Source organism: Mesorhizobium sp. B2-4-19 (genome assembly GCF_006441315.1).
Taxonomy (GTDB): Bacteria; Pseudomonadota; Alphaproteobacteria; order Rhizobiales; family Rhizobiaceae; genus Mesorhizobium.
The window spans coordinates 38512-61104 of sequence record NZ_VFUV01000002.1 but is presented as its reverse complement, the minus strand read 5'-3'; the positions used below and the strand labels follow the sequence as shown (position 1 = coordinate 61104).

General features: G+C 63.5%; 17 protein-coding genes. 7 read left to right on the top strand and 10 right to left on the bottom strand.

Annotated elements, in window-relative coordinates:
• Positions 1-27 precede the first annotated feature (27 nt).
• On the bottom strand, positions 28-3516 hold the full coding sequence (locus FJ546_RS03525; RefSeq protein ID WP_140888108.1) for a PAS domain-containing hybrid sensor histidine kinase/response regulator: 3489 nt from the start codon (positions 3514-3516) through the stop codon (positions 28-30).
• 249 nt (positions 3517-3765) lie between these two features.
• Here FJ546_RS03525 and mscL point away from each other — a divergent pair, with 249 nt between their 5' ends.
• Positions 3766-4188 carry a large conductance mechanosensitive channel protein MscL gene (gene mscL / locus FJ546_RS03520; RefSeq protein WP_140888107.1) on the top strand — a complete coding sequence of 141 codons (423 nt, stop codon included), beginning with the start codon at positions 3766-3768 and terminating at the stop codon, positions 4186-4188.
• A 105-nt stretch (positions 4189-4293) separates the two neighbouring features.
• Positions 4294-5460: a pyridoxal phosphate-dependent aminotransferase gene (locus tag FJ546_RS03515; protein ID WP_095787326.1), complete on the top strand. Its 1167-nt coding sequence runs from the start codon at positions 4294-4296 to the stop codon at positions 5458-5460.
• Positions 5461-5493: 33 nt separating this feature from the next.
• Here FJ546_RS03515 and hemA read toward each other — a convergent pair whose 3' ends face one another.
• Positions 5494-6771 carry a 5-aminolevulinate synthase gene (gene hemA, locus FJ546_RS03510; protein ID WP_140888106.1) on the bottom strand — a complete coding sequence of 426 codons (1278 nt, stop codon included), beginning with the start codon at positions 6769-6771 and terminating at the stop codon, positions 5494-5496.
• 278 nt (positions 6772-7049) lie between these two features.
• On the opposite strand from hemA, the gene galE reads away from it, so the two are divergent.
• The gene (gene galE, locus FJ546_RS03505) at positions 7050-8045 is read left to right on the top strand and encodes a UDP-glucose 4-epimerase GalE (protein WP_140888105.1); all 996 of its coding nucleotides are present in this window, start codon (positions 7050-7052) and stop codon (positions 8043-8045) included.
• Between the two features lie 103 nt (positions 8046-8148).
• Entirely contained in the window at positions 8149-9399 is a 1251-nt protein-coding gene (locus tag FJ546_RS03500; protein ID WP_140888104.1) for a D-amino acid dehydrogenase, read from the top strand.
• Positions 9400-9427: 28 nt separating this feature from the next.
• Here the strand turns inward: FJ546_RS03500 and FJ546_RS03495 are convergent, their stop codons facing one another.
• The 7 genes from FJ546_RS03495 to FJ546_RS03465 all read right to left on the bottom strand — a co-directional run bounded on the left by FJ546_RS03495 (position 9428) and on the right by FJ546_RS03465 (position 16565).
• A complete protein-coding gene (locus tag FJ546_RS03495) occupies positions 9428-10804 on the bottom strand; it encodes an FGGY-family carbohydrate kinase (RefSeq protein ID WP_140888103.1) in 1377 nt (458 codons plus the stop codon).
• Positions 10801-11118, bottom strand: a complete 318-nt coding sequence (gene rhaM, locus FJ546_RS03490) for an L-rhamnose mutarotase (protein ID WP_140888102.1) — start codon at positions 11116-11118, stop codon at positions 10801-10803. Before rhaM ends, FJ546_RS03495 begins: the two co-directional genes overlap by 4 nt.
• The gene (locus FJ546_RS03485; RefSeq protein WP_140888101.1) at positions 11118-12113 is read right to left on the bottom strand and encodes an ABC transporter permease; all 996 of its coding nucleotides are present in this window, start codon (positions 12111-12113) and stop codon (positions 11118-11120) included. The genes rhaM and FJ546_RS03485 overlap by 1 nt, the downstream gene beginning before the upstream one ends.
• Positions 12110-13087 carry an ABC transporter permease gene (locus FJ546_RS03480; RefSeq protein WP_140888100.1) on the bottom strand — a complete coding sequence of 326 codons (978 nt, stop codon included), beginning with the start codon at positions 13085-13087 and terminating at the stop codon, positions 12110-12112. Before FJ546_RS03480 ends, FJ546_RS03485 begins: the two co-directional genes overlap by 4 nt.
• Entirely contained in the window at positions 13084-14625 is a 1542-nt protein-coding gene (locus tag FJ546_RS03475; RefSeq protein ID WP_140888099.1) for a sugar ABC transporter ATP-binding protein, read from the bottom strand. Before FJ546_RS03475 ends, FJ546_RS03480 begins: the two co-directional genes overlap by 4 nt.
• An 84-nt stretch (positions 14626-14709) precedes the next feature.
• Positions 14710-15705 carry a rhamnose ABC transporter substrate-binding protein gene (rhaS, locus tag FJ546_RS03470; protein WP_095775218.1) on the bottom strand — a complete coding sequence of 332 codons (996 nt, stop codon included), beginning with the start codon at positions 15703-15705 and terminating at the stop codon, positions 14710-14712.
• A gap of 56 nt (positions 15706-15761) precedes the next feature.
• Positions 15762-16565, bottom strand: a complete 804-nt coding sequence (locus FJ546_RS03465) for a DeoR/GlpR family DNA-binding transcription regulator (RefSeq protein WP_010913443.1) — start codon at positions 16563-16565, stop codon at positions 15762-15764.
• A gap of 184 nt (positions 16566-16749) precedes the next feature.
• On the opposite strand from FJ546_RS03465, the gene FJ546_RS03460 reads away from it, so the two are divergent.
• From FJ546_RS03460 to ggt, 3 genes are all read left to right on the top strand, one after another.
• Complete coding sequence (locus FJ546_RS03460) at positions 16750-18852, top strand: bifunctional rhamnulose-1-phosphate aldolase/short-chain dehydrogenase (protein WP_140888098.1); 2103 nt, start codon at positions 16750-16752, stop codon at positions 18850-18852.
• A gap of 100 nt (positions 18853-18952) precedes the next feature.
• On the top strand, positions 18953-20245 hold the full coding sequence (gene rhaI / locus FJ546_RS03455) for an L-rhamnose catabolism isomerase (RefSeq protein WP_140888097.1): 1293 nt from the start codon (positions 18953-18955) through the stop codon (positions 20243-20245).
• 99 nt (positions 20246-20344) lie between these two features.
• Entirely contained in the window at positions 20345-22084 is a 1740-nt protein-coding gene (ggt, locus tag FJ546_RS03450) for a gamma-glutamyltransferase (RefSeq protein WP_140888096.1), read from the top strand.
• A gap of 45 nt (positions 22085-22129) precedes the next feature.
• Here ggt and FJ546_RS03445 read toward each other — a convergent pair whose 3' ends face one another.
• On the bottom strand, positions 22130-22471 hold the full coding sequence (locus tag FJ546_RS03445) for a hypothetical protein (protein ID WP_095775222.1): 342 nt from the start codon (positions 22469-22471) through the stop codon (positions 22130-22132).
• Positions 22472-22593: the final 122 nt, after the last annotated feature.

Here is a 22593-nt window from a genome sequence, read left to right as displayed (position 1 = left end):
CAGCTTTGGCCGGCCGGCCCGTTGGCGTCACTCTGCCGCCGATGCCATCGGCCTGACCCTGGCCATCATCGAACGCAGCACCGCCGGTTTCAGCGGCTTGTTGATCACCGCAATATCGAGCCCAGCTGCCGCCGCCCGCACCTCGTTGGACCGGTCGGCGGTGACCAGCACGGCGGCCAGGTCGTTGCCATGGGTCGCACGCAGCCGGGCGATGATATCGAGGCCGGTTTCGCCGTCGAGATGGTAATCGGCAAGCACGATATCCGGGCGGTGTAGCGCGGCGTGCTCCAGATCCCGTGAGCCGGACACGGAATCGACCTTGCATCCCCAGCCTTCGAGCAGCAGCCGCATGCCCTCGAGGATGCGGGCGTCATTGTCGATACACAGCACATGCAGCCCGGCGAGCGAAGCCGCGGCACGGGCGGGAGCCTTGGTTTCGACCTCGCGTCGCGGTTCCTGCACCGCTGCGACGGGCAGGATGACGGAAAAGCGCGTGCCCTTGCCTGGAGTGGAGAAGATGCGGATTTCCAGCCGAAGCACCCGGGCGATGCGGTCGACGATGGAGAGGCCAAGGCCGAGCCCTTCGGCTTCGCGCGCGCCTTCATCGAGCCGGGTGAACTCATGGAAGACCGTGTTCAGCTTCTCGCCGGCAATGCCGATGCCGGTGTCGATCACCTGGATCTCCGCCAGTTCGCCGCGCCGCCGCACGCCGACCAGGATGCGACCCCTGCGGGTATACTTGATGGCGTTGGAGACAAGATTCTGGATCAGGCGGCGCAACAAATTGCGATCGGTCACCACAGTCAGCGAAGACGGCATGATCGTCAAGCCGAGCTTTTTCTCGGCGGCCATCGGCCGAAAATCATTGCCGATCTGGCGCAGCAGGCCGTCGAGATTGAAGGCGGTATCGTCCGGCTTCATCGCGCCGGCATCGAGGCGCGAGATGTCGAGCACGGCGCCGAGAATCGTCTCGACCGATTCCAGCGAGGATTCGATATTGACCGCCGCCTTGCCGGCCGGGCCTTTGCCGGCCTTCTCGATCAGCGAGGAGCAATAGAGCCGGGCGGCGTTCAGCGGCTGCAGGATGTCGTGGCCGGCGGCGGCGAGGAAGCGCGTCTTGCCGAGATTGGCCTCCTCCGCCAGCATCTGCGCCTGCGCAAGTTCCTCGTTGACCCGGGTCAGTTCGATGGTGCGGGTCTTGACGCGCTGCTCCAGCGATTCATTGGCGCGCTTCAGCGCCAGATCCTGTTCGACGCGCCCGGAAATGTCGGCATAGGTGGCGACGATGCCGCCATCCGGCATCGGGTTGGAGCGCAGTTCCAGGATACGGCCACTGGTCTTCAGTTCCATCTGCCAGGGGCTGACGAAGCTGGTCAGCCGGTTGAGCATCGCCACGCGCTGGTCGGCGGGGATGTCGCCGCGCTCGGCGAGATGGCGCAAGATCTGGTCGAGCGAGACGCCGACCTGGCCCATCTCGTCGGGCAGGTCGAACAGCGCCCGGTACTGGCGGTTCCAGCAGATCAGCCGGAAATCGCGGTCGAAGACGGTGATGCCCTGCTCCATCTGGTCGAGCGCGATCTGCAGGAGGTCGCGGTTGTGCTGCAGCGCCTCGGTGGCGTCGTCGAGCAGGCGGAAGGCATCCCGGGATTCGCGGTCATGGCGCCGGAACAGCAGCGACAGGATCAGCCGCGCCGAGGAGGAGCCGACGGCGCTGGCCAAAAGCTGCTCGGAGAAGCGGATGACCTCCATGCTCGCCTGCTCCTTGCCGTGCAGCGAGGTGCCGTTGGTCTTCTCGAACGACTGGAAGGAGCGCTCGGTGCGCTCGACGCCGAGGTAGCGCGCGATCGTGTCCTTGAGGTCGTTGACGGTGATGGCGGTGCGGAAGCGGCGCAGGCTCGGCATCGGACCGGCGTCGCGCGGCACGAAGATCGACGCCTGGATGCGCTCCAGCGGCACCGACGCGCGCGACAGCGAGCCAAGCACGAAGAACAGCGTGTTGATCGACAGGCTCCACAACACGCCATGGTTCAGCGGTTCGGCGACCGTGCCGAACAGCGCCTGCGGCCGCAATGCGTCGAAACCGAACAGTCCTTGCAAAATGATGTCGGCATCGGGTGCGACAAGCGAGGGCAAAAGCAGTGTGTAGCCCCATATGAGGATGCCGGCGATCATGCCGAGTGCGGCGCCCCTGCCATTGGCGCCGCGCCAGATCAGCCCGCCGATCAGCGCCGGCGCGAACTGCGCGATGGCCGCGAAGGACATCAGGCCGATGGATGACAGCCGCGCGCTGTTGGTGCTCTCGCGATAGTAGAGGAAGGCGATGAACAACAGGATGAAGATCGCTCCGCGACGCACATTGAGGATGAGTGTCGACCAGTCCTCGTTCTCGGAGGTCGAGGTCTTGAGCAGGCGGCGCACGAACAGCGGAATGACGAGGTCGTTGGAGATCATGATCGAGAGCGCCACGCTTTCGACGATGACCATGGCCGTTGCCGCCGACAGCCCGCCGATGAAGGCCGCCATGGCGAGCACGTCGTGGCCGCTGAACAGGGGCAGCGACAGCACGTAGAGATCGCTGCTGGTGCCCGTGCCGACCAGCGACAGGCCGGCAAAGGCAATCGGCAGCACGAATAGGTTGATCGCCACGAGATAGAGCGGAAACACCCAGGTCGCGGTGCGCAGTTCGGCTTCGCCGCGGTTCTCGACGATGGTGACGTAGAACTGCCGCGGCAGCATGACGATGGCAAAGCCGCTCAGACAAGTCAGCACCAGCCAGGTGGCGAGCGAGGTGTTGTAGCCCATCGCCTGGCGCACTTGTGCATTCTGCGCCAGCTTGGCGAACATGTCGCCCGGGCCGCCGAAGATCAGGAAGGTGACCATCAGGCCGATTGCCAGGAAGGCGGCGAGCTTGACCACGGTTTCGACCGCCACCGCCAGCACCAGCCCGTCCTGATGTTCGGTGGCGTCGGCATGGCGGGTGCCGAACAAGACGGCAAACAAGGCCAGCAACATGGCGACGACCAGCGAGATGTCGCTGACGAACGGATCGAAGGAGGGCGGCGATCCCGTATAGTGCTCGACCATCAGGCTGACCGAGCCGGAAATCGCCTTCAGCTGCAGCGCGATATAGGGCACCGCCCCGATGGTGGCGATCAGCGTGGCGATCGCCGCGACGGTGAAGCTTTTGCCGTAGCGCGCGCCGAGGAAGTCGGCGATCGAGGTGATCTTCTCGGTCTTGGCCAGCCGCACGATGCGGTTGAGCAGCGGAAAACCGAACACGAACACCAGCACCGGGCCGGTATAGATGCCGAGGAATTCGAGGCCGCGTTCGGAGGAGAGCCCGACCGAGCCGAAGAAGGTCCACGAGGTACAATAGATCGCTAGGCTGAGTGCATAGATGAAGGGTCGCGCACGACCGGGCCCGGAGATGGCCGAGCGGCGGTCGCCCAGGCTGGCGATGGCGAACAGCAACGTCACATAGGCGATCGCGATGATGACGATGAACAAGCCTTGCACGCCTGGAATTTCCTCCTTTGCCGTCTTTCTATCCGGCTTGATCGAACGCAATCACAGCTTGGCGCTGGAGTCCATCGCGGCTTTGGGCGCATGAAGCGCGTGATTTCTGGAGGCTAACGGCAGGGAAGGAGAAAGCGGTCGCTTTCTCCTTTTTGCCCATGTTGCAACCGAAGGTTTTTGTTATGTTGTCGCCGGGTCGATGTCGCAAGGACGGAACGGCAGCGCGGCCCGCCATGCAAGGAGGGTCGAATGCTGAAAGAATTCCAGGAATTCATTTCCAAGGGTAACGTGATGGACTTGGCCGTCGGCGTCATCATCGGCGCCGCCTTCGGCAAGATCGTTGATTCCCTTGTCAACGACATCATCATGCCGATCGTCGGTGCGATTTTCGGCGGTCTGGATTTCAACAACTACTTCTTTGGCCTTTCCGCGGCCGTGACCGCCACTTCGTTGGCCGAGGCCAAGAAACAGGGCGCTGTTTTCGCCTATGGCAGCTTCATCACCGTGGCGCTGAACTTCATCATCCTGGCCTTCATCATCTTCCTGATGGTCAAGGCGGTGAACAATCTGCGCAAGCGGCTCGAGCGCGAAAAGCCTGCTGCCCCCGCCGCTCCGCCTCCCGCCGATGTCGCGCTGCTGACCGAAATCCGCGATCTGCTCGCCAAGCGCTAACCGTTGGCAAACATTGCTGGACCAAAACCCCGGTCGTTCGCGGCTGGGGTTTTCTGTTTTCGTATCTGGTAAAGAGCGGCAACCCCAAGGGAAAACGGATTGTCCATGAGCCTGATCGATAGCTTTCGCGCCGAAGCCCGCGCCGCACCGGAAAGCGGCATTGTCGCCGTCGTCAATTACGGCCGCCTGCGCGAGGGCCTGATCCCGTTATGGGCCGGCGAGGGCGACCTGCCGACACCCGCCTTCATCACCGATGCCGCGTCGAAGGCGCTGGCCGGCGGCGAGACGTTCTACACCTGGCAGAGGGGCATCCCCGACCTCAGGCAGGCGCTGGCACGCTACTACGCCAGGCATTTCGGCAAGACCTTCCCGGAGGAGCAATTCATCGTCACTGGATCCGGCATGCATGCCATCCAGATGTCCCTTACCGCTCTCGCCGGCGCCGGCGACGAGGTGATCTATCTGTCGCCGGCCTGGCCGAATTTCGACGCTGCCGCCGCCCTGTCGGGAGCCGTTCCGGTGCCGGTCACGCTCGATCATTCCGGCAATGGCTGGTCCTGCGACGTCGAGAAGATCGCCGCGGCGATCACGCCGCGCACCAAGGCGCTGTTCATCAACACGCCGTCGAACCCGACCGGCTGGACCGCCGATCACGAGACCTTGCAGGCGATCCTCGACCTGGCGCGCGCCAAGAACGTCTGGATCATCGCCGACGAGATCTATTCGCTGTTCCACTATGGCCATGGCCGTGCGCCGTCCTTCCTCGACATCGCGACGGAGGAGGACCGCATCCTGTTCGTCAACTCCTTTTCCAAGAACTGGGCGATGACCGGCTGGCGCGTCGGCTGGATAAAGACGCATCCGAGCCTGCAGCAGGTGTTCGAGAACCTGATCCAGTATTCGAATTCCGGTGTTGCCCAGTTCATGCAGCGCGGCGCGGTGGCCGCGCTTGACGAGGGCGATGGCTTCGTCGCCGAACAGGTGGAGCGGGCGAGAAAAGCGCGCGACCTGGTCTGCGGCATTCTCGGCGCCACCGGCCGCGCGCGGTTTGCCGTGCCGCAGGGCGCCTTCTATCTGTTCTTCACCGTCGACGGCATCACCGATTCCCGCACCGCCGCTTTCGACATCGTCGACAAGGCCAATGTCGGCCTGGCGCCCGGCACTGCCTTCGGCCCGGGCGGCGAAGCCTTCCTCAGGCTGTGCTTTCACCGACGCCTCGACCAGATCGAGGAAGCGGCGCACCGGCTGGCGAAATGGATGAAGACTATTTAGCCAGCCCGCGTTGGCTGGCAGTCGAGCCGCGTTTCAACCGCCGGACTTGGGCACCAGGAGCGGAACGATCCGGTCGCTCTTGGCGACGGCGGGCCGTCCTGTCGAGCCGTAGGGAATGCCAAGCGCGTCCCAGGTCTCGACCAGCGCGTCCTGCAGCTCGGCGATCAGCGCATCCGAATGGAACGGTGTCGGCGTGATGCGCAGACGTTCGGTGCCGCGCGGCACGGTCGGATAGTTGATCGGCTGGATGTAGATGCCGTGCACACCGAGCAGGCGGTCGCTGGCCATCTTGCAGAGTTCCGGATCGCCGACCAGCACCGGCACGATATGGGTTGGCGACTCCATCACCGGCAGGCCGGCGGCCGACAGGATCTGCTTGGTCCGCGCTGCCTGCCGCTGCTGGGCGTCGCGCTCGGCCTGCGAGTGCTTGAGATGGCGGATCGAGGTGGTGGCCGCGGCCGCGATCGCCGGCGGCAGCGCCGTGGTGAAGATGAAGCCCGGCGCATAGGAGCGCACCGCGTCGATGACCGCACTGGTGCCGGTGATGTAGCCGCCCAGCGTGCCGAATGCCTTGGCCAGCGTGCCTTCGATGATGTCGATGCGGTCGGCCAGGCCTTCGCGCTCGGTGATGCCGCCGCCGCGCGGCCCGTACATGCCGACCGCATGCACCTCGTCGATATAGGTCATGGCGTTGTAGCGCTCGGCGAGCTCGACGATCTCCCGGATCGGCGCGATGTCGCCATCCATCGAATAGACGCTTTCGAAGACGATCAGCTTGGCGCGTTCGCGCCCCGCCGCCTGCAGCAGGCTTTCCAGATGCGCGACATCGTTGTGCCGGAAGATCTTCTTTTCCGCGCCCGAGCGCCGCACCCCTTCGATCATCGAGGCGTGGTTCAGCTCGTCCGAGATGATCAGGCAGTTGGGCAGAAGCCGGGCGATGGTCGAGATCGAGGCTTCGTTGGAGACGAAGCCGGAGGTGAAGACCAGGGCCGCGTCCTTGCCGTGCAGGTCGGCGAGCTCATGCTCGAGCTCGACCAGCGGATTGGAGGTGCCGGAAATGTTGCGGGTGCCGCCGGCGCCCGAGCCCATCTTGCCGGCCGCGTCCTGGAACGCGGCGATGACATCGGGGTGCTGGCCCATGCCGAGATAATCGTTGGAGCACCAGACGGTGATTTCCTCGGCGCGGCCATTGGCGCGCCAGATGGCGCGCGGAAACTTGCCCGCGATGCGCTCGAGGTCGGCGAAGACACGATAGCGACGCTCCGCGTGGAGCTGGTCGATCGCTTCTTCGAAGAACCGCTGGTAGTTCATGTCGGCTTCCCAATTTTGCGCGGGATCATAATCATTGGCCTATTGGTCGTCCACCGGGCCGTTTTGGTCAAAATGCCACGCCCCGCACCTGTTCCTAACGATGACGGATCGTGGCCTATTCCCACTCCAAGAGACGCTTTGTGGATCACTTTTGTTTCAGCACGATGCCACATTTGGTGAACGCCGGTTACCAAGGGTTCTAATGGCCATGCGGCAGGCTTTCCAGTAAGGCGGTGTTTGAGACAGTTTCCGATAAATCTTGAGATGCGAGGATGCGGATGACGGTTTTGGTGACAGGCGGCGCCGGCTATATCGGCAGCCACATGGTCTGGGAACTGCTGGATGCCGGCGAAAGCGTGGTCGTGCTCGACCGGCTTTCCACCGGCTTCGAATGGGCGGTAGCGCCGGAGGCAAAGCTCGTCGTCGGCGACGTCGCCGACAGGGAATTGGTTGGTTCGATCATCAGGGACAATCATGTCGACGCGATCATCCATTTTGCCGGTTCCATCGTGGTCCCCGAATCGGTCGCCGACCCGCTCGCCTACTACGAGAACAACACCTCGAAGACGCGCACGCTGATCGAAACCGCGGTGCGCGAGGGCGTGCCGCATTTCATCTTTTCCTCGACCGCCGCCGTCTATGGCGGCGCCGGGCTGGAGCCGGTGCGCGAGGATGCCCGCCTGGCGCCGGAATCGCCCTATGGCCTGTCCAAGCTGATGAGCGAGTGGATGTTGCGCGATGCCGGCCTCGCGCACGACATCCGTTACACGGCGCTGCGCTATTTCAACGTCGCCGGCGCCGACCCCAGGGGTCGCACCGGCCAGTCGACACCGGGCGCCACCCACCTCATCAAGGTCGCCTGCGAGACCGCGCTCGGTAAGCGCCCGTTCATGCAGGTCTTCGGCACCAACTACCCGACGCCGGACGGCACCTGCATGCGCGACTATATCCATGTCAGCGACCTGGCAGCTGCGCATCGCCTGGCGCTGCAGCGGCTGCGCGCCGGCGGACAGAGCCTCGTCGCCAATTGCGGCTACAGCCATGGCTATTCGGTGCTCGAGGTCATTGAGAGCGTGCGCCGCGCCTTTGGCCACGATTTCGAGGTGAAGATGGGCGACCGGCGCCCCGGCGACGCCGCGGCGGTGGTCGCCAATTCGGACCTTGCCCGGGCGGAACTCGGCTGGACGCCGCAACGCGACGATCTCGACCAGATCGTCAAGGATGCGCTGGCCTGGGAGCGCATCCTGACGACCAAAAATTCCGTTAGGAACTGACCTGTTGGGCCAAGGGCTCGCAGGGCGCGCCTATACGCGTTATTGAGGCTCGTTCAGGGTGGTGTGCAAAGGCGCGCTGCCAGTATGATCCTCGAGGGCGCGCATGAAGGTTTTGGTGCTTGGAGCCGGCGTCGTTGGCACGGCCGCCGCCTACTATCTGGCTAACGATGGCCACGAGGTCACCGTGATCGAGCGTCATGAGGCGCCGGCGCGGGGCACCAGCCAGTCCAATGCAGGCCTGGTGTCGCCGGGCGATGCCACCGCCTGGGCCTCGCCGTCGGCCCTCAAGACCTTCATTCGGGGCCTCTGGAACCACGACCTCGGCATCAAGGTCCGTTTGAGTCTCGATCCCTATTTTTATGCCTGGAGCCTGCGCTTCCTGCGCGAATGCACCGTGGCGCGCCTGCGTGCCAACACCAACGTCAAGCTGAGGCTCGCGCTGTACTCGCGCGACTGCATCAACGCCCTTTCTGCGACGACCGGCATCCACTACGATGAGCGAAAGCGGGGGATCCTCTATTTCTTCCGTACGCAGAAGAGCCTGGACACCGGCACCGACAATTACCGCTACCTCGGCGAGCACGGACTGCCGATCGAGATCGTCGGCCGCGACCGGCTTGTCGAACTGGAGCCGGGGCTTGCCGGCGTGAAGGAGAAGATCGCCGGCGGCGTCTACTCGCCGATCGACCAGACCGGCGATTCCCGACAGTTCGTGGAAAAGCTCGCCGCCCATGCCGTCGAAAAGCTCGGTGTGAAATTCCTCTACGGCACGACGGTCGAGGGTCTCGACATAGAGGACGACCGGGTGCGCGCGGTGATGACTTCGGCCGGACCGGTGACGGGTGACGCCGTCGTCATCTCGATGGGGCCGGAAAGCGGCCTGCTTGGCCGCCGTTACGGCATCGACCTGCCGGTCTATCCGGTAAAGGGCTACACCGTCACCGTTCCGCTCGAGGACGAGAGCAAGGGGCCGACCATGGGTGGCGCCGACGAGGACCGGCTGATCGGTTATTCGCGGCTCGGCAACCGCTTGCGCATGTCGTCCACGGCGGAATTCACCGGCTTCGACCGCAGCTTCAAGCCGCGCGATTTCAGCTCGATCCTGAACACGGGCAAGGATTTGTTTCCCGGTGCGTTCGACGAGAAGAAGGCGCTGCTTTGGGCGGGCCTGAGGCCGATGATGCCGAACTCCGTCCCCGTCTTCGGGCAGGCGAAATACCGAAACCTCTATCTCGATACCGGCCATGGCCATCTCGGCTGGACCATGGCCTGCGGCTCGGGAAAGTTCCTGGCGGACCTCATCGCCGGCCGCAAGCCGGAGATCGATCCGCAGGGGCTGCTCTACGCGAATTGATGGACATTGGTCGTGGTGTCGAACATACCTATCCCCGTGCTTCGACCGCTGCGCGCCACGCGCTGACGTAGCCGGCCCAGGCCGGGTCGGTCGGCGGTTCCAGCCGCTCGCCTTTGCCATGAGCCGTTACCTGGTCCGTTGCCAGCAGTGCCGCGCCGATGCTGGTTCCCGTGGCGGCTTCGGAGGCGACGACAGTGCGCGCGGTCGCCGCCGCCAGCATGCCGATGAACAGGCGATTGCGGGCAAACGGCCCTTCGACGGTGGTCGGGCCATCGGCGCCTATCAGGTCGAGGCAGGTCGCCGTCATCAGTGCCAGGTAGAACGAGATGGCGGCAAATCGCTGGCCATTATTCATGCCGTCGGCATTGAGCCATGTCGCCGCCTGATGCGGGAACGGCCCTGATCCCTGCTGCGTCGACGGCAGCAGCAATGTCTTCCGCGCCAGCACGGCCCGGACATCATCGTCACTCCAAGTCTCCGGCCGGCCTTCCGTCAGCACGGAAAACTCGCGACCGCCCATGAAGCGCGCTGAAGGGACCGGGTCGCCCAGCGCATTGACATTGACCAGCGTATCGCGCGCCGCATCCAACGCAATCTCTCTGCCGCCGACCGCCATCGACACCACCCAGGTGCCGGTCGAGACGACCGAGAACGGTGGCGCGTCGGACAGGAGATGCGGCAGCAGCGAGGCGTTGGAATCGTGCAGGCCGCAGATCACAGGGATTTGCGCATCAAGGCCGGTGCGCGCGGCAAGCGCCGGCAGGATCGGACCGAGGCGATCCCTGGCCGGCCGCACCGGTGCCATCAGGTGGCGCCAATCCAACCGATCGACCAGCGACGAAAAGTCAGCATGCCATGGGTCCCACAGATCGGTGTGGCAACCAAGCGAGGTCGCTTCGTTGGCGGCGACGCCGGTCAGGCGCAGCGCCCAGTATTGCGGGTACATCAAAATCGCGGCCGCATGCGCGAACGCGGCCGGAAAGCGCTTCTGCTGCCAAAAAAATTGCGCGCCGAGATTGAGGCCGAGCGGCAGGCGCGGCGTGCCGGTCTCGGCGAAGGGCGGTCGAACAGCGTCATAGTCCGCCGCCAGCCTGTCGGGGCCGTCGAACTCATAGTCGAGCACCGGCAGCACCAGTTCGCCAGAGGCGTCGACCAGCGCACCTGTCGCGCCATGGGTGGTGATCGAGATGGCGTCGATGCGCTGTTCGCGGTTGAGGCCGGCAAGGCTGTCGAGGATGAACGCCCACAGCGCCTCGACATCGTGATGCGGGTAGGGCGCTTGCCGCACAGGCGCATTCGCCATCCGGCGCAGTGCCACTTCGCTCAAGGTTGCGAGGTCGACCAGCACCACCTTGGCGTTGGTCTTGCCGATGTCGATGACGGCGATGTGGCGCAGAGCACTCATGCCATAAGGAACACAGTTTCCAGCGGCACGGCCACCGGCTCGTTGTCCGGCTTCGTTTCCATGATGTCGGCCATATATGCCCACCAGCGCTGCATCACCGGGTGCTTCGGCAATTCGGCCATGCCGTGATCGTCGCACCGCCACAGCACGCCGAACAGGATGTTGGTCTCTTCATCGAGATGGATCGAATAGTCGGACACGCCGGCCTGTTTCAAGAGCGCGACCAGCGACGGCCAGATCTCGTCATGGCGCTTCCTGTACTCGGCCTTCATGCCCGGTTTGAGCTTCATCTTGAACGCGTATTTCTCAGCCATCAGTTGCTACCTCGCAGCCGCCGCCAGACGATCGGCAGGGCGATGACGATGATCAGCAGCACGCCGATGAAGATCGACATGACGATGCCGGGCACGTTGAGCAGGCCGAGCCCAAACGTCACCAGCCCCATGATGAACGCGGCGAGCACCACGCCGACAATGCTACCGGCGCCCCCCAGAATGCTGACGCCGCCGAGCACCACCATGGTGATGACTTCCAGCTCATAGCCTTGCGCGATCGACGGTCGCGTCGAGCCGAGGCGCGAGGTGATCAGCACCGAGGCTATACCCGACATCAGCCCGGTCAGGCAGAAGAGGATGAATTTGATACGCCCGACGCGCACGCCGGAAAACTGCGCCGCGACCGGATTGTTGCCGATGGCGAAGACGCGGCGGCCGAAGCTCGTGCGATGCAGGAGGAACCAGTAGACGACGGCGGCGATGAGGAAGAGCACCAGCTCGAACGACACCACCCACCAGACATACCCCTGGCCAAAGAAGGCGAAGCTTTCGGGATAACCCTTATAGGCCTGGTCGCCGAGGATGATGAAGGCGATGCCGCGGAACAGGCTCATCGTGCCGATGGTGACGACGATGGACGGCAAGCCGAGCCGTGTCACCAACAGCCCGTTGAAGGCGCCGCAGCCAAGCCCGACCACAATGCCGATCAGCACCAGTACCGGTGTACCCGCACCCGCCTGCACCGCCATGCCCATCATGGTCGATGCCAGTGCGATGATGGCGGCGACCGACAGGTCGATCTCGCCAGAGATGATCAGCAGCGCCATGGCAAAGGCGATCAGGCCCTTCTCGGTGAAGTTGAAGGTGAGATCGGACAGCGAGTAGGGATCGAGGAAATATTGCGAGGCGAAGCTGTTGATGGCGAAGATGGCGACGGCCACCACGACCAGCAGTGCCTCCCAGGAAAAGATCGCCGAGGTGAACGGCTTGTCGAGCCGGTCGGGAATATGGCGTGGGGCAGGGATGTCGGTCATGCCGCCTCCGCCTTTCTCAGGATGATGCGGCCTTGCTGGCGTTCGCCGCGGGCGTTGAGCACGACGGCCAGGATGATGGCGCTGCCCGAAATCGCCATCTGCCAGAAGGGTGAGATGTTGATGACCGGCAGCGCGTTGGAGATGATGCCGAGGAACAGCGCGCCAAGCACCGCGCCGCCGACCGAGCCGATGCCGCCGGCGATCGAGATGCCGCCGATGACGCAGGCGGCGATGATGTTGAGCTCATAGCCGTTGGCGACCTCGACCGAGGCGATGACGTAGCGCGAGATCCAGAGGTAGCCGGCAAGCCCGCCGATCATGCCGGAAATGCAGAAGACAATGAATTTCGTGCGGCCGACATCGATGCCTGTATAGACCGACGCCGTCGGGTTGACGCCGATGGCATAGATCGAGCGGCCGAGCGCGGTGCGTGTCATCAGCACGAAGAACAGCGCGATGACCAGGATGGCGATCCAGGACAGCACCGGAATCCCGAGGAAGGCGGCGCGCTGGAAACCGATGAAATCCGGGCTCATCTTGTCGGCATTGACCCAGGCGCCGCCTGACAGGACGAAGGTGGCGCCGCGATAGATGGTGAGCGTTCCCAAAGTCACCACGATCGAAGGAATGTTCAGCCGCCACACCAGAAGGCCGTTGATGGCGCCGAGCACCAGCCCGACCGCCAGCGCGATGACGATCAGTGCCGGGATCGGGATCGCCGGGTGTGCGGCGTTCAGCATCGCCACCACCATGCCGGTGAAGCAGAGATTGGAGGCCATGGACAGGTCGATCGACCGCGTCAGGATGACCACCATCTGGCCGAGCGCCAGGATCATCAGGATAGAGGTGTCGTTGAAAACCTGGCGCAGGTTGCCGGGGTCGGCGAAGGCCGGGAAGCGGGTCGAGATCAGCCCGATCAGCACGATGATGGCCGCGGCCAGCCAGATCTCGCGGTATTTCAGAAAGGCCTTCATGCCGCGATCCCCGCTGCCGTCCGCACCAGCGTCTCGGCGTCCAGCCCCTTATTGTCATAGACCGCCGCGACAAGGCCCTCGCGCATGACCACCACCCGGTCGGACATGCCGAGTATCTCCGGCAGTTCCGACGACACCATGATCACCGACAGGCCTCGCGCCACCAGCTCGGCCATGAAGCCATGCACGGCGGCCTTGGAACCGATGTCGATGCCCTTGGTCGGCTCGTCGAGGATGATCACCTTGGGCGCGGTCGCCAGCCATTTGGCGATGACGATCTTCTGCTGGTTGCCGCCCGACAGCGTGCCGACATCCTGGCTGAGCGACGAGGCCCTGAGATCAAGCCGCTCGGTGTAGGAACGGGCGAGCGAAAATTCTTCGGCCAGCCGCAGCAGGCCAGATTTGGAGGTGCGCTTGAGCGAGGGCAGCGAGACGTTCTGGAAGATCGGCAGGCCGATCACCACGCCCTGCTTGCCGCGTTCCTCCGGCACATAGACGATGCCGGCTTCGATCGAATCCGCCGCCGATTTCGGCGCTATCGCCTTGCCTTCCAGCGTGATCGTGCCGCCCGATGTCCGGGTGATGCCCGAAATCGCCTGCATCACCTCGCTGCGGCCGGCGCCGACGAGGCCGTAGAAGCCGAGGATTTCGCCCTTGTGCAGTTCGAAGCCGATGTCGTTGAACTCGGTCGGGTGCGACAGGCCGGCGACGGACAGCACCGGCGCACCGATCTCTGCCTTGCGCTGCGGAAAGATATGATCGACCGAGCGGCCGACCATCATGCGCACGATCTGGCTCTGGCCGGCATCCTTGATCAGGCCTTCGCCAACCATCTCGCCGTCGCGGAACACCGTGTATCGGTCGGCGATGCGGTAGATCTCGTCGAACTTGTGGCTGATGAACAGGATCGCCTTGCCTTCCTCCTTGAGGAATTCGATGAGCAGGAAAAGCTCCTCGATCTCCTTCATCGAAAGGGCGGCTGTCGGCTCGTCCATGATGACGATCTGCGCGTCGATCGACATGGCGCGCGCCACCGCGACGAGATGCTTGTTGGCGATGCCGAGGTCTTTCAGACGCGCATCGGCGTCGATATGGCCGGCATGCATCGTGTCGAGCACTTCGCGGGCATTCTTGCGCATCGTGCGCCAGTCGATGGTGCCTAGCCGTGTGCGCGGCGCGTGGCCGAGAAAGATGTTTTCGGCGACGCTCAGATCGTCGAACAGCACGGTTTCCTGATGGATGGCGGTGACGCCATGGCCGAAGGCGGCATGCGCGCTGGGCAAGCTGACGGCCCGGCCGTCGATGCTGATCGTGCCCGAATCCGGCTGGTAGATGCCGGTCATGATCTTGACCAGCGTCGACTTGCCGGCGCCGTTCTCGCCGATCAGTGCCGTCACCTGGCCGGGATAGAGCGACAGGCTGACATTGTGCAGCGCGCGCACACCGGGAAAGCTCTTGGAGATGCCGGACAGCGTCAGCCGTGGCGTGGAGGCCGCTGGCCTCTCCTTCACCGTGCCGTGCTGGGCTGTCGTGTCCATGGTCGTATCAAGCCCTGAAACAAGGTCCGTTTAAAATCGCGGCGGGACGTGAGCCCCGCCGCGGCAGCCTGAGAGGGTCCCAGATCAATAGATCTTGGAGAACTTCTCGATGTTGGTCTTGTCGAACTGGAAGGGCGGAGCCATCGCAGCCGAGTTGGTATCGTCGAGCGTGACCTTGCCGACGCGGCCGATCGACAGGGTCGCACCGGGCTTGGCCTCTTCCTTCTTCACTGCCAGGTCGTGGGCGAGGTAGACGGCCGAGTAGCCGAGGTCGATCGGGTTCCACAGCGCAACCGCCTGGCTGGCGCCGTTGTCGATGAACTTCTTGAATTCGGACGGCAGCGCCAGGCCCGTGACATTGACCTTGCCGATCAGCTTCTCGTCGGTGACGACCTGGGCGGCGGCGACGACGCCGACGGTGGTCGGCGCGATGATCGCCTTGAGGTTCGGATAGGACTTCAGCAGGCCCTTGGCTTCGTCGGTGCTCTTGGCCGAATCGTCATCGCCATAGACGGTGGCGACAAGCTTGATCTTGGGGAACTTCTCCGGCAGCACCTTCTTGGCCGCGTCGATCCAGGCGTTCTGGTTGGTCGCGGTCGAGGACGCCGACAGGATCGCGACATCGCCGCCTTCCGGCAAATAGTCGGCTGCAAGCTTGATGATGGTCTCACCGATCAGGCCGGTGTCGGACGGGTTGAGGTGAAGCTGGCGGCCTTCCTTGGCGACGCCCGAATCCCAGGAGATGACAGTGATGCCGCGCTCCATGGCCTTCTTCAGCACCGGCACCAGCGCGTCGGCGTCATTGGCCGAAATGGCGATGGCGTTGACCTTCTGCGCGATCAGCGAATTGACCACTTCGATCTGCGCTTCGGCGGTTGCCTTGGTCGGGCCGGTGTAGATGATGTCGACATCGCCGAGTTCCTTGGCCGCCTCTTCGGCGCCCTTGTTGGCGGCGTCGAAGAAGCCGTTGCCGAGCGACTTCACCACCAGTGCGATCTTGACGTTCTCGGCATAGGCTGCATTCACGAACATGGCGGCCGAGAATGCGGCCGTCACCATCAATTTCTTCAAAAAGCTCATCGCATATCCTCCCTTGAGCGTTGCATTTCCATCGCCGCTGCGGGCGTGAGTTGGTCTCAGGCCTGCAGTGAAGATTCTTCCTTTGCCGTCTTGCGGGCGACGATCAGCGTCACGCCCGCGGTCTCCAACATCTTGGCTTCGCGATCCTCGATGCCGTCATCGGTGATGACGGTGGCGATGCGCGACAGCCCGCACAGGATCAGGCTGGAGCGCTTGCGGAATTTCGAGGAATCGACCAGCACCACCAGCTCGTCGGCCTGGTCGATCAGCTTCTGCTCCGCCTGGATCAGCAGCGGGTCGCCTTCCATCAGGCCGAGCGGTCCAAGCCCTTGGGCGCCCATGAACATGCGGCGCGCGTAGAAATTGCGGGTCACGTCATTGTCGAAGGGCGACAGGATGATGTTCTGTTCGCGATAGATGGTGCCGCCCGACAGCATCACCGTGTTCTTCGAGTGCTTGAGCAGATGCTCGGCGATCGGGAACGAATTGGTGAAGATCGGCATGCGCCGCCCAGTCAGGAAATGCACCATCTGGAAGGTGGTGGTGCCGCCATTGATGATGATCGGCTCGCCATCCCCGCACAATTCGACCGCCTCGCGGGCGATCGCCCGCTTCTGTGAAGCGTTGATCGTTTCGTTGACGGAAAAGGGCCGGCCGGCCAGGCCGATGAATTGCGGCGGCGAAATCGCCTCGGCGCCGCCGCGCACTCGGCGCAGGCGCTTTTGGACGTGCAGAGCCGCGATGTCGCGCCGGATCGTCGCCTCGGACGACTCCGTCAGGTCGACCATCTCCTGCACCGTCACCACAGGCTTTTCCTGGACGGCGGACAGAATGATCCTGTGGCGCTCTTTTTCGTGCATGGTTCCTCCCTGCCTGGCCATCTAGGCACTCAAAACGAGCATTGTCAATCATTTCCGATCATATAATTTCATTGTGCAGTGCAATATGATCGATCTTGATCGTTTGTGATTGACAAGCGAGGCGCTTGCGTAGACATTCCCGGCAAAATGGACTGCGGCTTTTGCGTCCCAGGGAGGATACCTTATGCTCGACAAGCGCTCCGGCTCGCGCCTTGCCAATCTGTGGGACGATGCGACGGCCAAGGGGATGAGCGATCCCGAGCTTCTGGTCTATCGCTCGAACACGCTGGGTTCCGACAAGCGCGTCACCAACTATGGCGGCGGCAACACCTCCTCCAAGATATGGCAGAAGGATCCGCTCAGCGGCGAGACCGTCGAAGTGCTGTGGGTCAAGGGTTCGGGGGGCGACAGCGCCTCGATCAAGCTCGACGGTTTCGCCACCCTCTACATGGACAAATTGCGCGCGTTGAAAGGCCTTTATCGCGGCGTCGAGCATGAGGACGAGATGGTGGGATATCTGCCCCACTGCACCTTCAACCTCAATCCGCGCGCGGCCTCGATCGACACGCCGCTGCACGCCTATGTGCCGAAGCCTTTCGTCGACCACATGCATCCCGATGCCATCATCGCGATTGCCGCGGCGAAGGATTCCAAAGCGCTGACCAAGGAGATCTTCGGCGATGCCATCGGCTGGCTGCCATGGAAGCGGCCGGGCTTCGAGCTTGGCCTTTGGCTGGAGAAATTCTGCCTCGAACATCCCGCCGCCAAGGGCGTCATCCTCGAAAGCCACGGCCTGTTCACCTGGGGCGACACGCCCAAGGAATGCTACGAGACGACGATTTCGGTGATCAACCAGGCGATCGAGTGGTTCGAACGCCGCTCCGAGGGCCTCGCCATCTTCGGCGGCGAAGTGGTCAAGTCGCTCGATGCCGCCACCCGCCGCGCCATCGCGGCGAAACTGATGCCGAAAATCCGCGGCCTGATCTCGGAAAAGAGCCACAAGCTTGGCCATTTCGACGATTCCGCCGCCGTGCTCGAATTCGTAAACTCCAGGGATTTGCGCCCGCTGGCGGCACTCGGCACCTCTTGCCCGGACCATTTTCTGCGCACCAAGATCCGCCCGCTGGTCATCGAGTTCGATCCGGCAAAACCTGATGTCGATGCGGTCATTGCGCGCCTCGCCGACGACATCGCCGAATACCGCGTCGGCTACCAGGCCTATTACGACAGCTGCAAGCATCCGGACTCGCCTGCCATCCGCGATCCCAACGCCGTGGTCTATCTGATGCCCGGCGTCGGCATGTTCACCTTCGCCGGCGACAAGGCGACGGCGCGAATTTCCGGCGAATTCTACGTCAACGCCATCAATGTCATGCGCGGCGCCTCGACGGTTTCGTCCTATGTCGGCCTGCCCGCCCAGGAAGCCTTCGACATCGAATACTGGCTGCTCGAGGATCTGAAGCTGCAGCGCATGCCGAAGCCGAAATCGCTCGCCGGCCAGATCGCGCTGGTCACCGGCGGCGCCGGCGGCATCGGCCGGGCGACCGCCAACCGCCTGCTGCGCGAAGGTGCCTGCGTGGTGCTGGCCGACATCGATGAGGCTGCACTGGCCAGCGCCAATGAAGAACTGGCCAAGGCCTACGGCAAGGATTTCGTCCGCCCGGTGGTGATCAACGTCACCTCGGAAGACCAGGTGGTCTCGGGCTTTGCCGAGACGGCGGTCGAGTTCGGCGGCATCGACATTCTGGTCTCCAACGCGGGTCTCGCCTCCTCGGCGCCGATCGAGGAGACGTCGCTGGCGCTGTGGAACAAGAACATGGACATCCTGTCGACAGGCTATTTCCTGGTCTCGCGGGAAGCGTTCCGGCTGTTCCGGGTGCAGAAGATCGGCGGCAATGTCGTCTTCGTCGCCTCCAAGAACGGTCTTGCCGCCTCACCCAACGCCGCCGCCTATTGCACGGCCAAGGCCGCGGAAATCCATCTCGCCCGGTGTCTCGCCCTGGAAGGCGCGGAAGCGCAGATCAGGGTCAATGTCGTCAATCCGGACGCCGTGCTGCGCGGCTCGAAGATCTGGACCGGCGAGTGGAAGGAACAGCGCGCCGCCGCCTACAAGATGTCCACGGACGACCTCGAGGAACATTACCGCTCGCGCTCGATGCTGAAGCGCTCGGTCTTCCCGAAAGACATCGCCGAAGCGATCTATTTCTTTGCCTCCGACATGTCGGCCAAGTCGACCGGCAACATCATCAACGTCGACGCCGGCAACGCGCAGAGCTTTACGCGCTGATTTGGAGCGCTTCCCTTCTCCCCGTTTACGGGGAGAAGGTGCCCGAAGGGCGGATGAGGGGGCGGCGCCAGCCGCACACATTCTTGGGAGGAACCAGCACTTGTCCGAAACCATCATTTCCGCCGAAATCCTCGAAAAAGATAACACCGCGCGCAAGCCCGGCCTCGAGCGCGACTATGCCTCGCTCGGCGAACGTCTCGACCGCCGCGGCATCGCCATCGACGCCATCCGCGACAAGGTCGAGAAATTTGCGGTTGCCATCCCCTCCTGGGGCGTCGGCACCGGCGGCACGCGCTTTGCCCGCTTTCCCGGCGCCGGCGAGCCGCGCGATATCTTCGACAAGATCGAGGATTGCGCCGTCATCAGCCAGCTGACGCAGGCGACGCCGACCGTCTCGCTGCACATTCCATGGGACAAGGCTGACCCGAACCGGCTGAAGCAGGCGGCCTCGCGCTTCGGCCTCGGCTTCGATGCCATGAATTCCAACACCTTCTCCGACGCCAGGGACCAGAAACTCTCCTACAAATTCGGTTCGCTGTCGCATGCCGACGCCGGCACCCGCCGGCAGGCGGTGGAGCACAATCTCGAATGCATCGAGATCGGCAAGACGCTCGGCTCCAAGGCGCTAACGGTGTGGATCGGCGACGGCTCGAATTTTCCCGGCCAGGTCAATTTCGCCAAAGCCTTCGAGCGCTACCTCGACGCCATGAAGGAGGTTTATGCCGGGCTGCCCGCCGACTGGAAACTCTTCACCGAACACAAGATGTACGAGCCGGCCTTCTATTCCACGGTCGTGCAGGACTGGGGCACCAATTACCTTATCGCCAAGGAACTGGGCGACAAGGCTTTCTGCCTCGTCGACCTCGGCCACCACGCGCCCAACGTCAACATCGAGATGATCGTGTCGCGGCTGATCCAGTTCAAGAAACTTGGCGGCTTCCATTTCAACGATTCGAAATATGGCGACGACGACCTCGACGCCGGTTCGATCGATCCTTACCGGCTGTTCCTGGTTTTCAACGAGCTGGTCGATGCCGAACTGTCCGAGGCCGAGGGTTTCGATCCCGCCCACATGCTCGACCAGAGCCACAACGTCACCGATCCGATCGAAAGCCTGATGTTGTCGGCGGTCGAGCTGCAGCGCGCCTATGCACAGGCGCTGCTGGTCGACCGCAAGGCGCTGGAAGGTTTTCAGGACGGCAATGACGCGCTGATGGCGACCCAGACGCTGAAAGCGGCCTACCGCACCGATGTCGAGCCGATCCTCGCCATGGCGCGGCTGAAAACCGGGGGTGCCATCGATCCGGTCGCCACCTACCGGGCGGCGGGCTACCGCGCCAAGGTCGCGGCCGAACGCCCGGCTGTTGTCGGCGGCTCGGGCGGAATTGTCTGACACGCCTGACATCTGAATTGATCCGCCTGGCCCACCGTCGATGGTGGACTCGGCCGCTGCGACGGGCTCTTCTAGGCGTTCCCGCCAGGAGAACCCGCCATGCACCTCACCCGTCGGACGCTGATCGCCGCCAGCCTTTCCATCACTTTCGCGCTGGCGCCTTTGACGAGCGTCTTTGCCGCGTCGCCGGCACCTGTCAAGGGCGAGCACGGCATGGTGGTGACGGCCCAGCATCTGGCGTCGGAAGTCGGCGTAGAGGTCTTGAAGAAGGGCGGCAATGCCGTCGATGCGGCGGTCGCTGTCGGCTATGCGCTGGCCGTCGTCTACCCCAATGCCGGCAATATTGGCGGCGGCGGCTTCATGACCATCCGTTTCGCCGATGGCAAATCGACCTTCCTCGATTTTCGTGAGCGCGCGCCGCTGGCCGCGACCAAGACCATGTATCTCGACAAGGATGGCAACCCGGTGAAGGGCGCCAGCCTCGACGGCTATCTCGCCGTTGGCGTGCCGGGCTCGGTGGCCGGTTTCGAAATAGCGCGCGAAAAATATGGCACACTCTCAAGACAAGAGCTGATGGCGCCGGCGATCGCCTATGCCAAGGACGGTTTCATCCTCAATCAGGGCGATGCCGCCTCGTTCGCCGGCAACGCTGAAAGGTTGGCGCAGGATCCGGCGGCGGCGGCCGCCTTCCTGAAACCCGATGCCAAGCCCTATGGCATTGGCGAGCGGCTCACCCAACCGGATCTTGCTGCTTCGCTCTCGGCGATATCCGAGAAAGGCCCCGACGCCTTCTACAAGGGCGCCATCGCCGACGCCATCGTCAAGGCGTGCGGCGCCAGGGGCGGCATCCTGGCCAAGCAGGATTTCGAGCAATATGCGGTGCGCGAACTGAAACCGGTCACCTGCTCCTATCGCGGCTATGAGATCACTTCCTCGCCGCCGCCAAGCTCCGGTGGCGTCATTATCTGCGAAATCCTCAACGTGCTGGAAGGCTACCCGCTGTCCTATCTCGGCGCCGGCTCGGCCGAGACCGTGCATGTCATGGTCGAAGCGATGCGCCATGCCTATGTCGACCGCAACTCCGCGCTCGGCGATCCCGATTTCGTCGACAATCCGGTCTCGAGATTGCTGGACAAGAGCTACGCCAAGGACATCCGCGACAAGATCGACCCATTCCGGGCCGGCGTGTCGCAGGATCTGATGCCGAAGGGTTTTGGCGAATCGAAAGAGACGACGCACTATTCCATCATCGACAAGGACGGCAACGCGGTCGCCGTCACCTACACGCTGAACGGCTCCTTCGGCGCCGGCGTCGTCGCCGACGGCACCGGCATCCTGCTCAACAACGAGATGGACGATTTTACCCAGAAGCCGGGCGTGCCCAACCTCTATGGGTTGGTCCAGGGCGAGGCCAATGCCATTCAGCCGAAGAAGACGCCGCTGTCATCGATGAGCCCGACCATCGTGGCCAAGGACGGCAAGCCGTTCATGGTCATCGGCAGCCCCGGCGGCTCGCGCATCATCACCATCACGCTGGAAGCGATCGTCAACGTCATCGACCACGGCATGAACATCCAGGAGGCGATCGACGCGCCGCGCATCCACCATCAATGGCTGCCCGACAAAGTCTATGTCGAGCCGTTCGGCCTGTCGCCGGACACCGAAAGACTGCTGGCCGGCATGGGCTACCACCTCGATCTGAGTGACCAGACCTGGGGTCAGGCGGCCGGCATTCTCGTTGGTGGCAAGAGCCTGGCGGAGATCGAGAAGGGCGGCGGCGCGCGCTACAATGGCGCCATCGACAGCCGGGCGGCCTCAGGCGAGGCGCTCGGATATTGATGCCGGGGTGGACTCTTGGACAGGGTCGCGGCCCGGCAAGGACCGTCAGGTAACCAGCGTGATGGTCGATGCGATCAGCATCAGGGCGGCGATGCCGACGAACAGCGCGTAGATGCGCGGCCGGTCAAGCAGAAGCGCGTTTCCGGAGATCCAGGCCGAGGTGGCGCCGCCGAGCGCGAAGAGGAACCCGTTGCGATGGCCGAAGGTCAACGACGCGGCCATCAGCCCGCCGATGATCAGGGCACCGAACACGATGATCACGGCGACCGCGTATTTCTCGAAATCATTGTTGCCGATCCCTGGTCCGATCGCATTCAGATTGGGCAGGTCGTCCGGATCGAAAGGGTTCGCCGACCCATATTCGTCTTGACCGATCGATTCTCGCATCACTCGTTCTCCGCAGACCGGCAACAAACCATCAACACTTGCCGAGTGCAACCCGATGGCACATCCCTCTCTGTGTCGACCGTCACCTTCAACACGTTCCGGCGGCGCTTGTCACCGATTTT

Excerpts from the sequence above, each read along its gene's own strand:
- ggt (WP_140888096.1), top strand. The coding sequence starts at position 20,345 with ATGCACCTCACCCGTCGGACGCTGATCGCCGCCAGCCTTTCCATCACT.
- FJ546_RS03465 (WP_010913443.1), bottom strand. The coding sequence starts at position 16,565 with ATGCACGAAAAAGAGCGCCACAGGATCATTCTGTCCGCCGTCCAGGAA.
- FJ546_RS03475 (WP_140888099.1), bottom strand. The coding sequence starts at position 14,625 with ATGGACACGACAGCCCAGCACGGCACGGTGAAGGAGAGGCCAGCGGCC.
- FJ546_RS03515 (WP_095787326.1), top strand. The coding sequence starts at position 4,294 with ATGAGCCTGATCGATAGCTTTCGCGCCGAAGCCCGCGCCGCACCGGAA.
- hemA (WP_140888106.1), bottom strand. The coding sequence starts at position 6,771 with ATGAACTACCAGCGGTTCTTCGAAGAAGCGATCGACCAGCTCCACGCG.
- FJ546_RS03485 (WP_140888101.1), bottom strand. The coding sequence starts at position 12,113 with ATGACCGACATCCCTGCCCCACGCCATATTCCCGACCGGCTCGACAAG.
- FJ546_RS03495 (WP_140888103.1), bottom strand. The coding sequence starts at position 10,804 with ATGAGTGCTCTGCGCCACATCGCCGTCATCGACATCGGCAAGACCAAC.
- galE (WP_140888105.1), top strand. The coding sequence starts at position 7,050 with ATGACGGTTTTGGTGACAGGCGGCGCCGGCTATATCGGCAGCCACATG.
- mscL (WP_140888107.1), top strand. The coding sequence starts at position 3,766 with ATGCTGAAAGAATTCCAGGAATTCATTTCCAAGGGTAACGTGATGGAC.
- FJ546_RS03500 (WP_140888104.1), top strand. The coding sequence starts at position 8,149 with ATGAAGGTTTTGGTGCTTGGAGCCGGCGTCGTTGGCACGGCCGCCGCC.
- FJ546_RS03445 (WP_095775222.1), bottom strand. The coding sequence starts at position 22,471 with ATGCGAGAATCGATCGGTCAAGACGAATATGGGTCGGCGAACCCTTTC.
- FJ546_RS03480 (WP_140888100.1), bottom strand. The coding sequence starts at position 13,087 with ATGAAGGCCTTTCTGAAATACCGCGAGATCTGGCTGGCCGCGGCCATC.
- FJ546_RS03460 (WP_140888098.1), top strand. The coding sequence starts at position 16,750 with ATGCTCGACAAGCGCTCCGGCTCGCGCCTTGCCAATCTGTGGGACGAT.
- rhaM (WP_140888102.1), bottom strand. The coding sequence starts at position 11,118 with ATGGCTGAGAAATACGCGTTCAAGATGAAGCTCAAACCGGGCATGAAG.
- rhaS (WP_095775218.1), bottom strand. The coding sequence starts at position 15,705 with ATGAGCTTTTTGAAGAAATTGATGGTGACGGCCGCATTCTCGGCCGCC.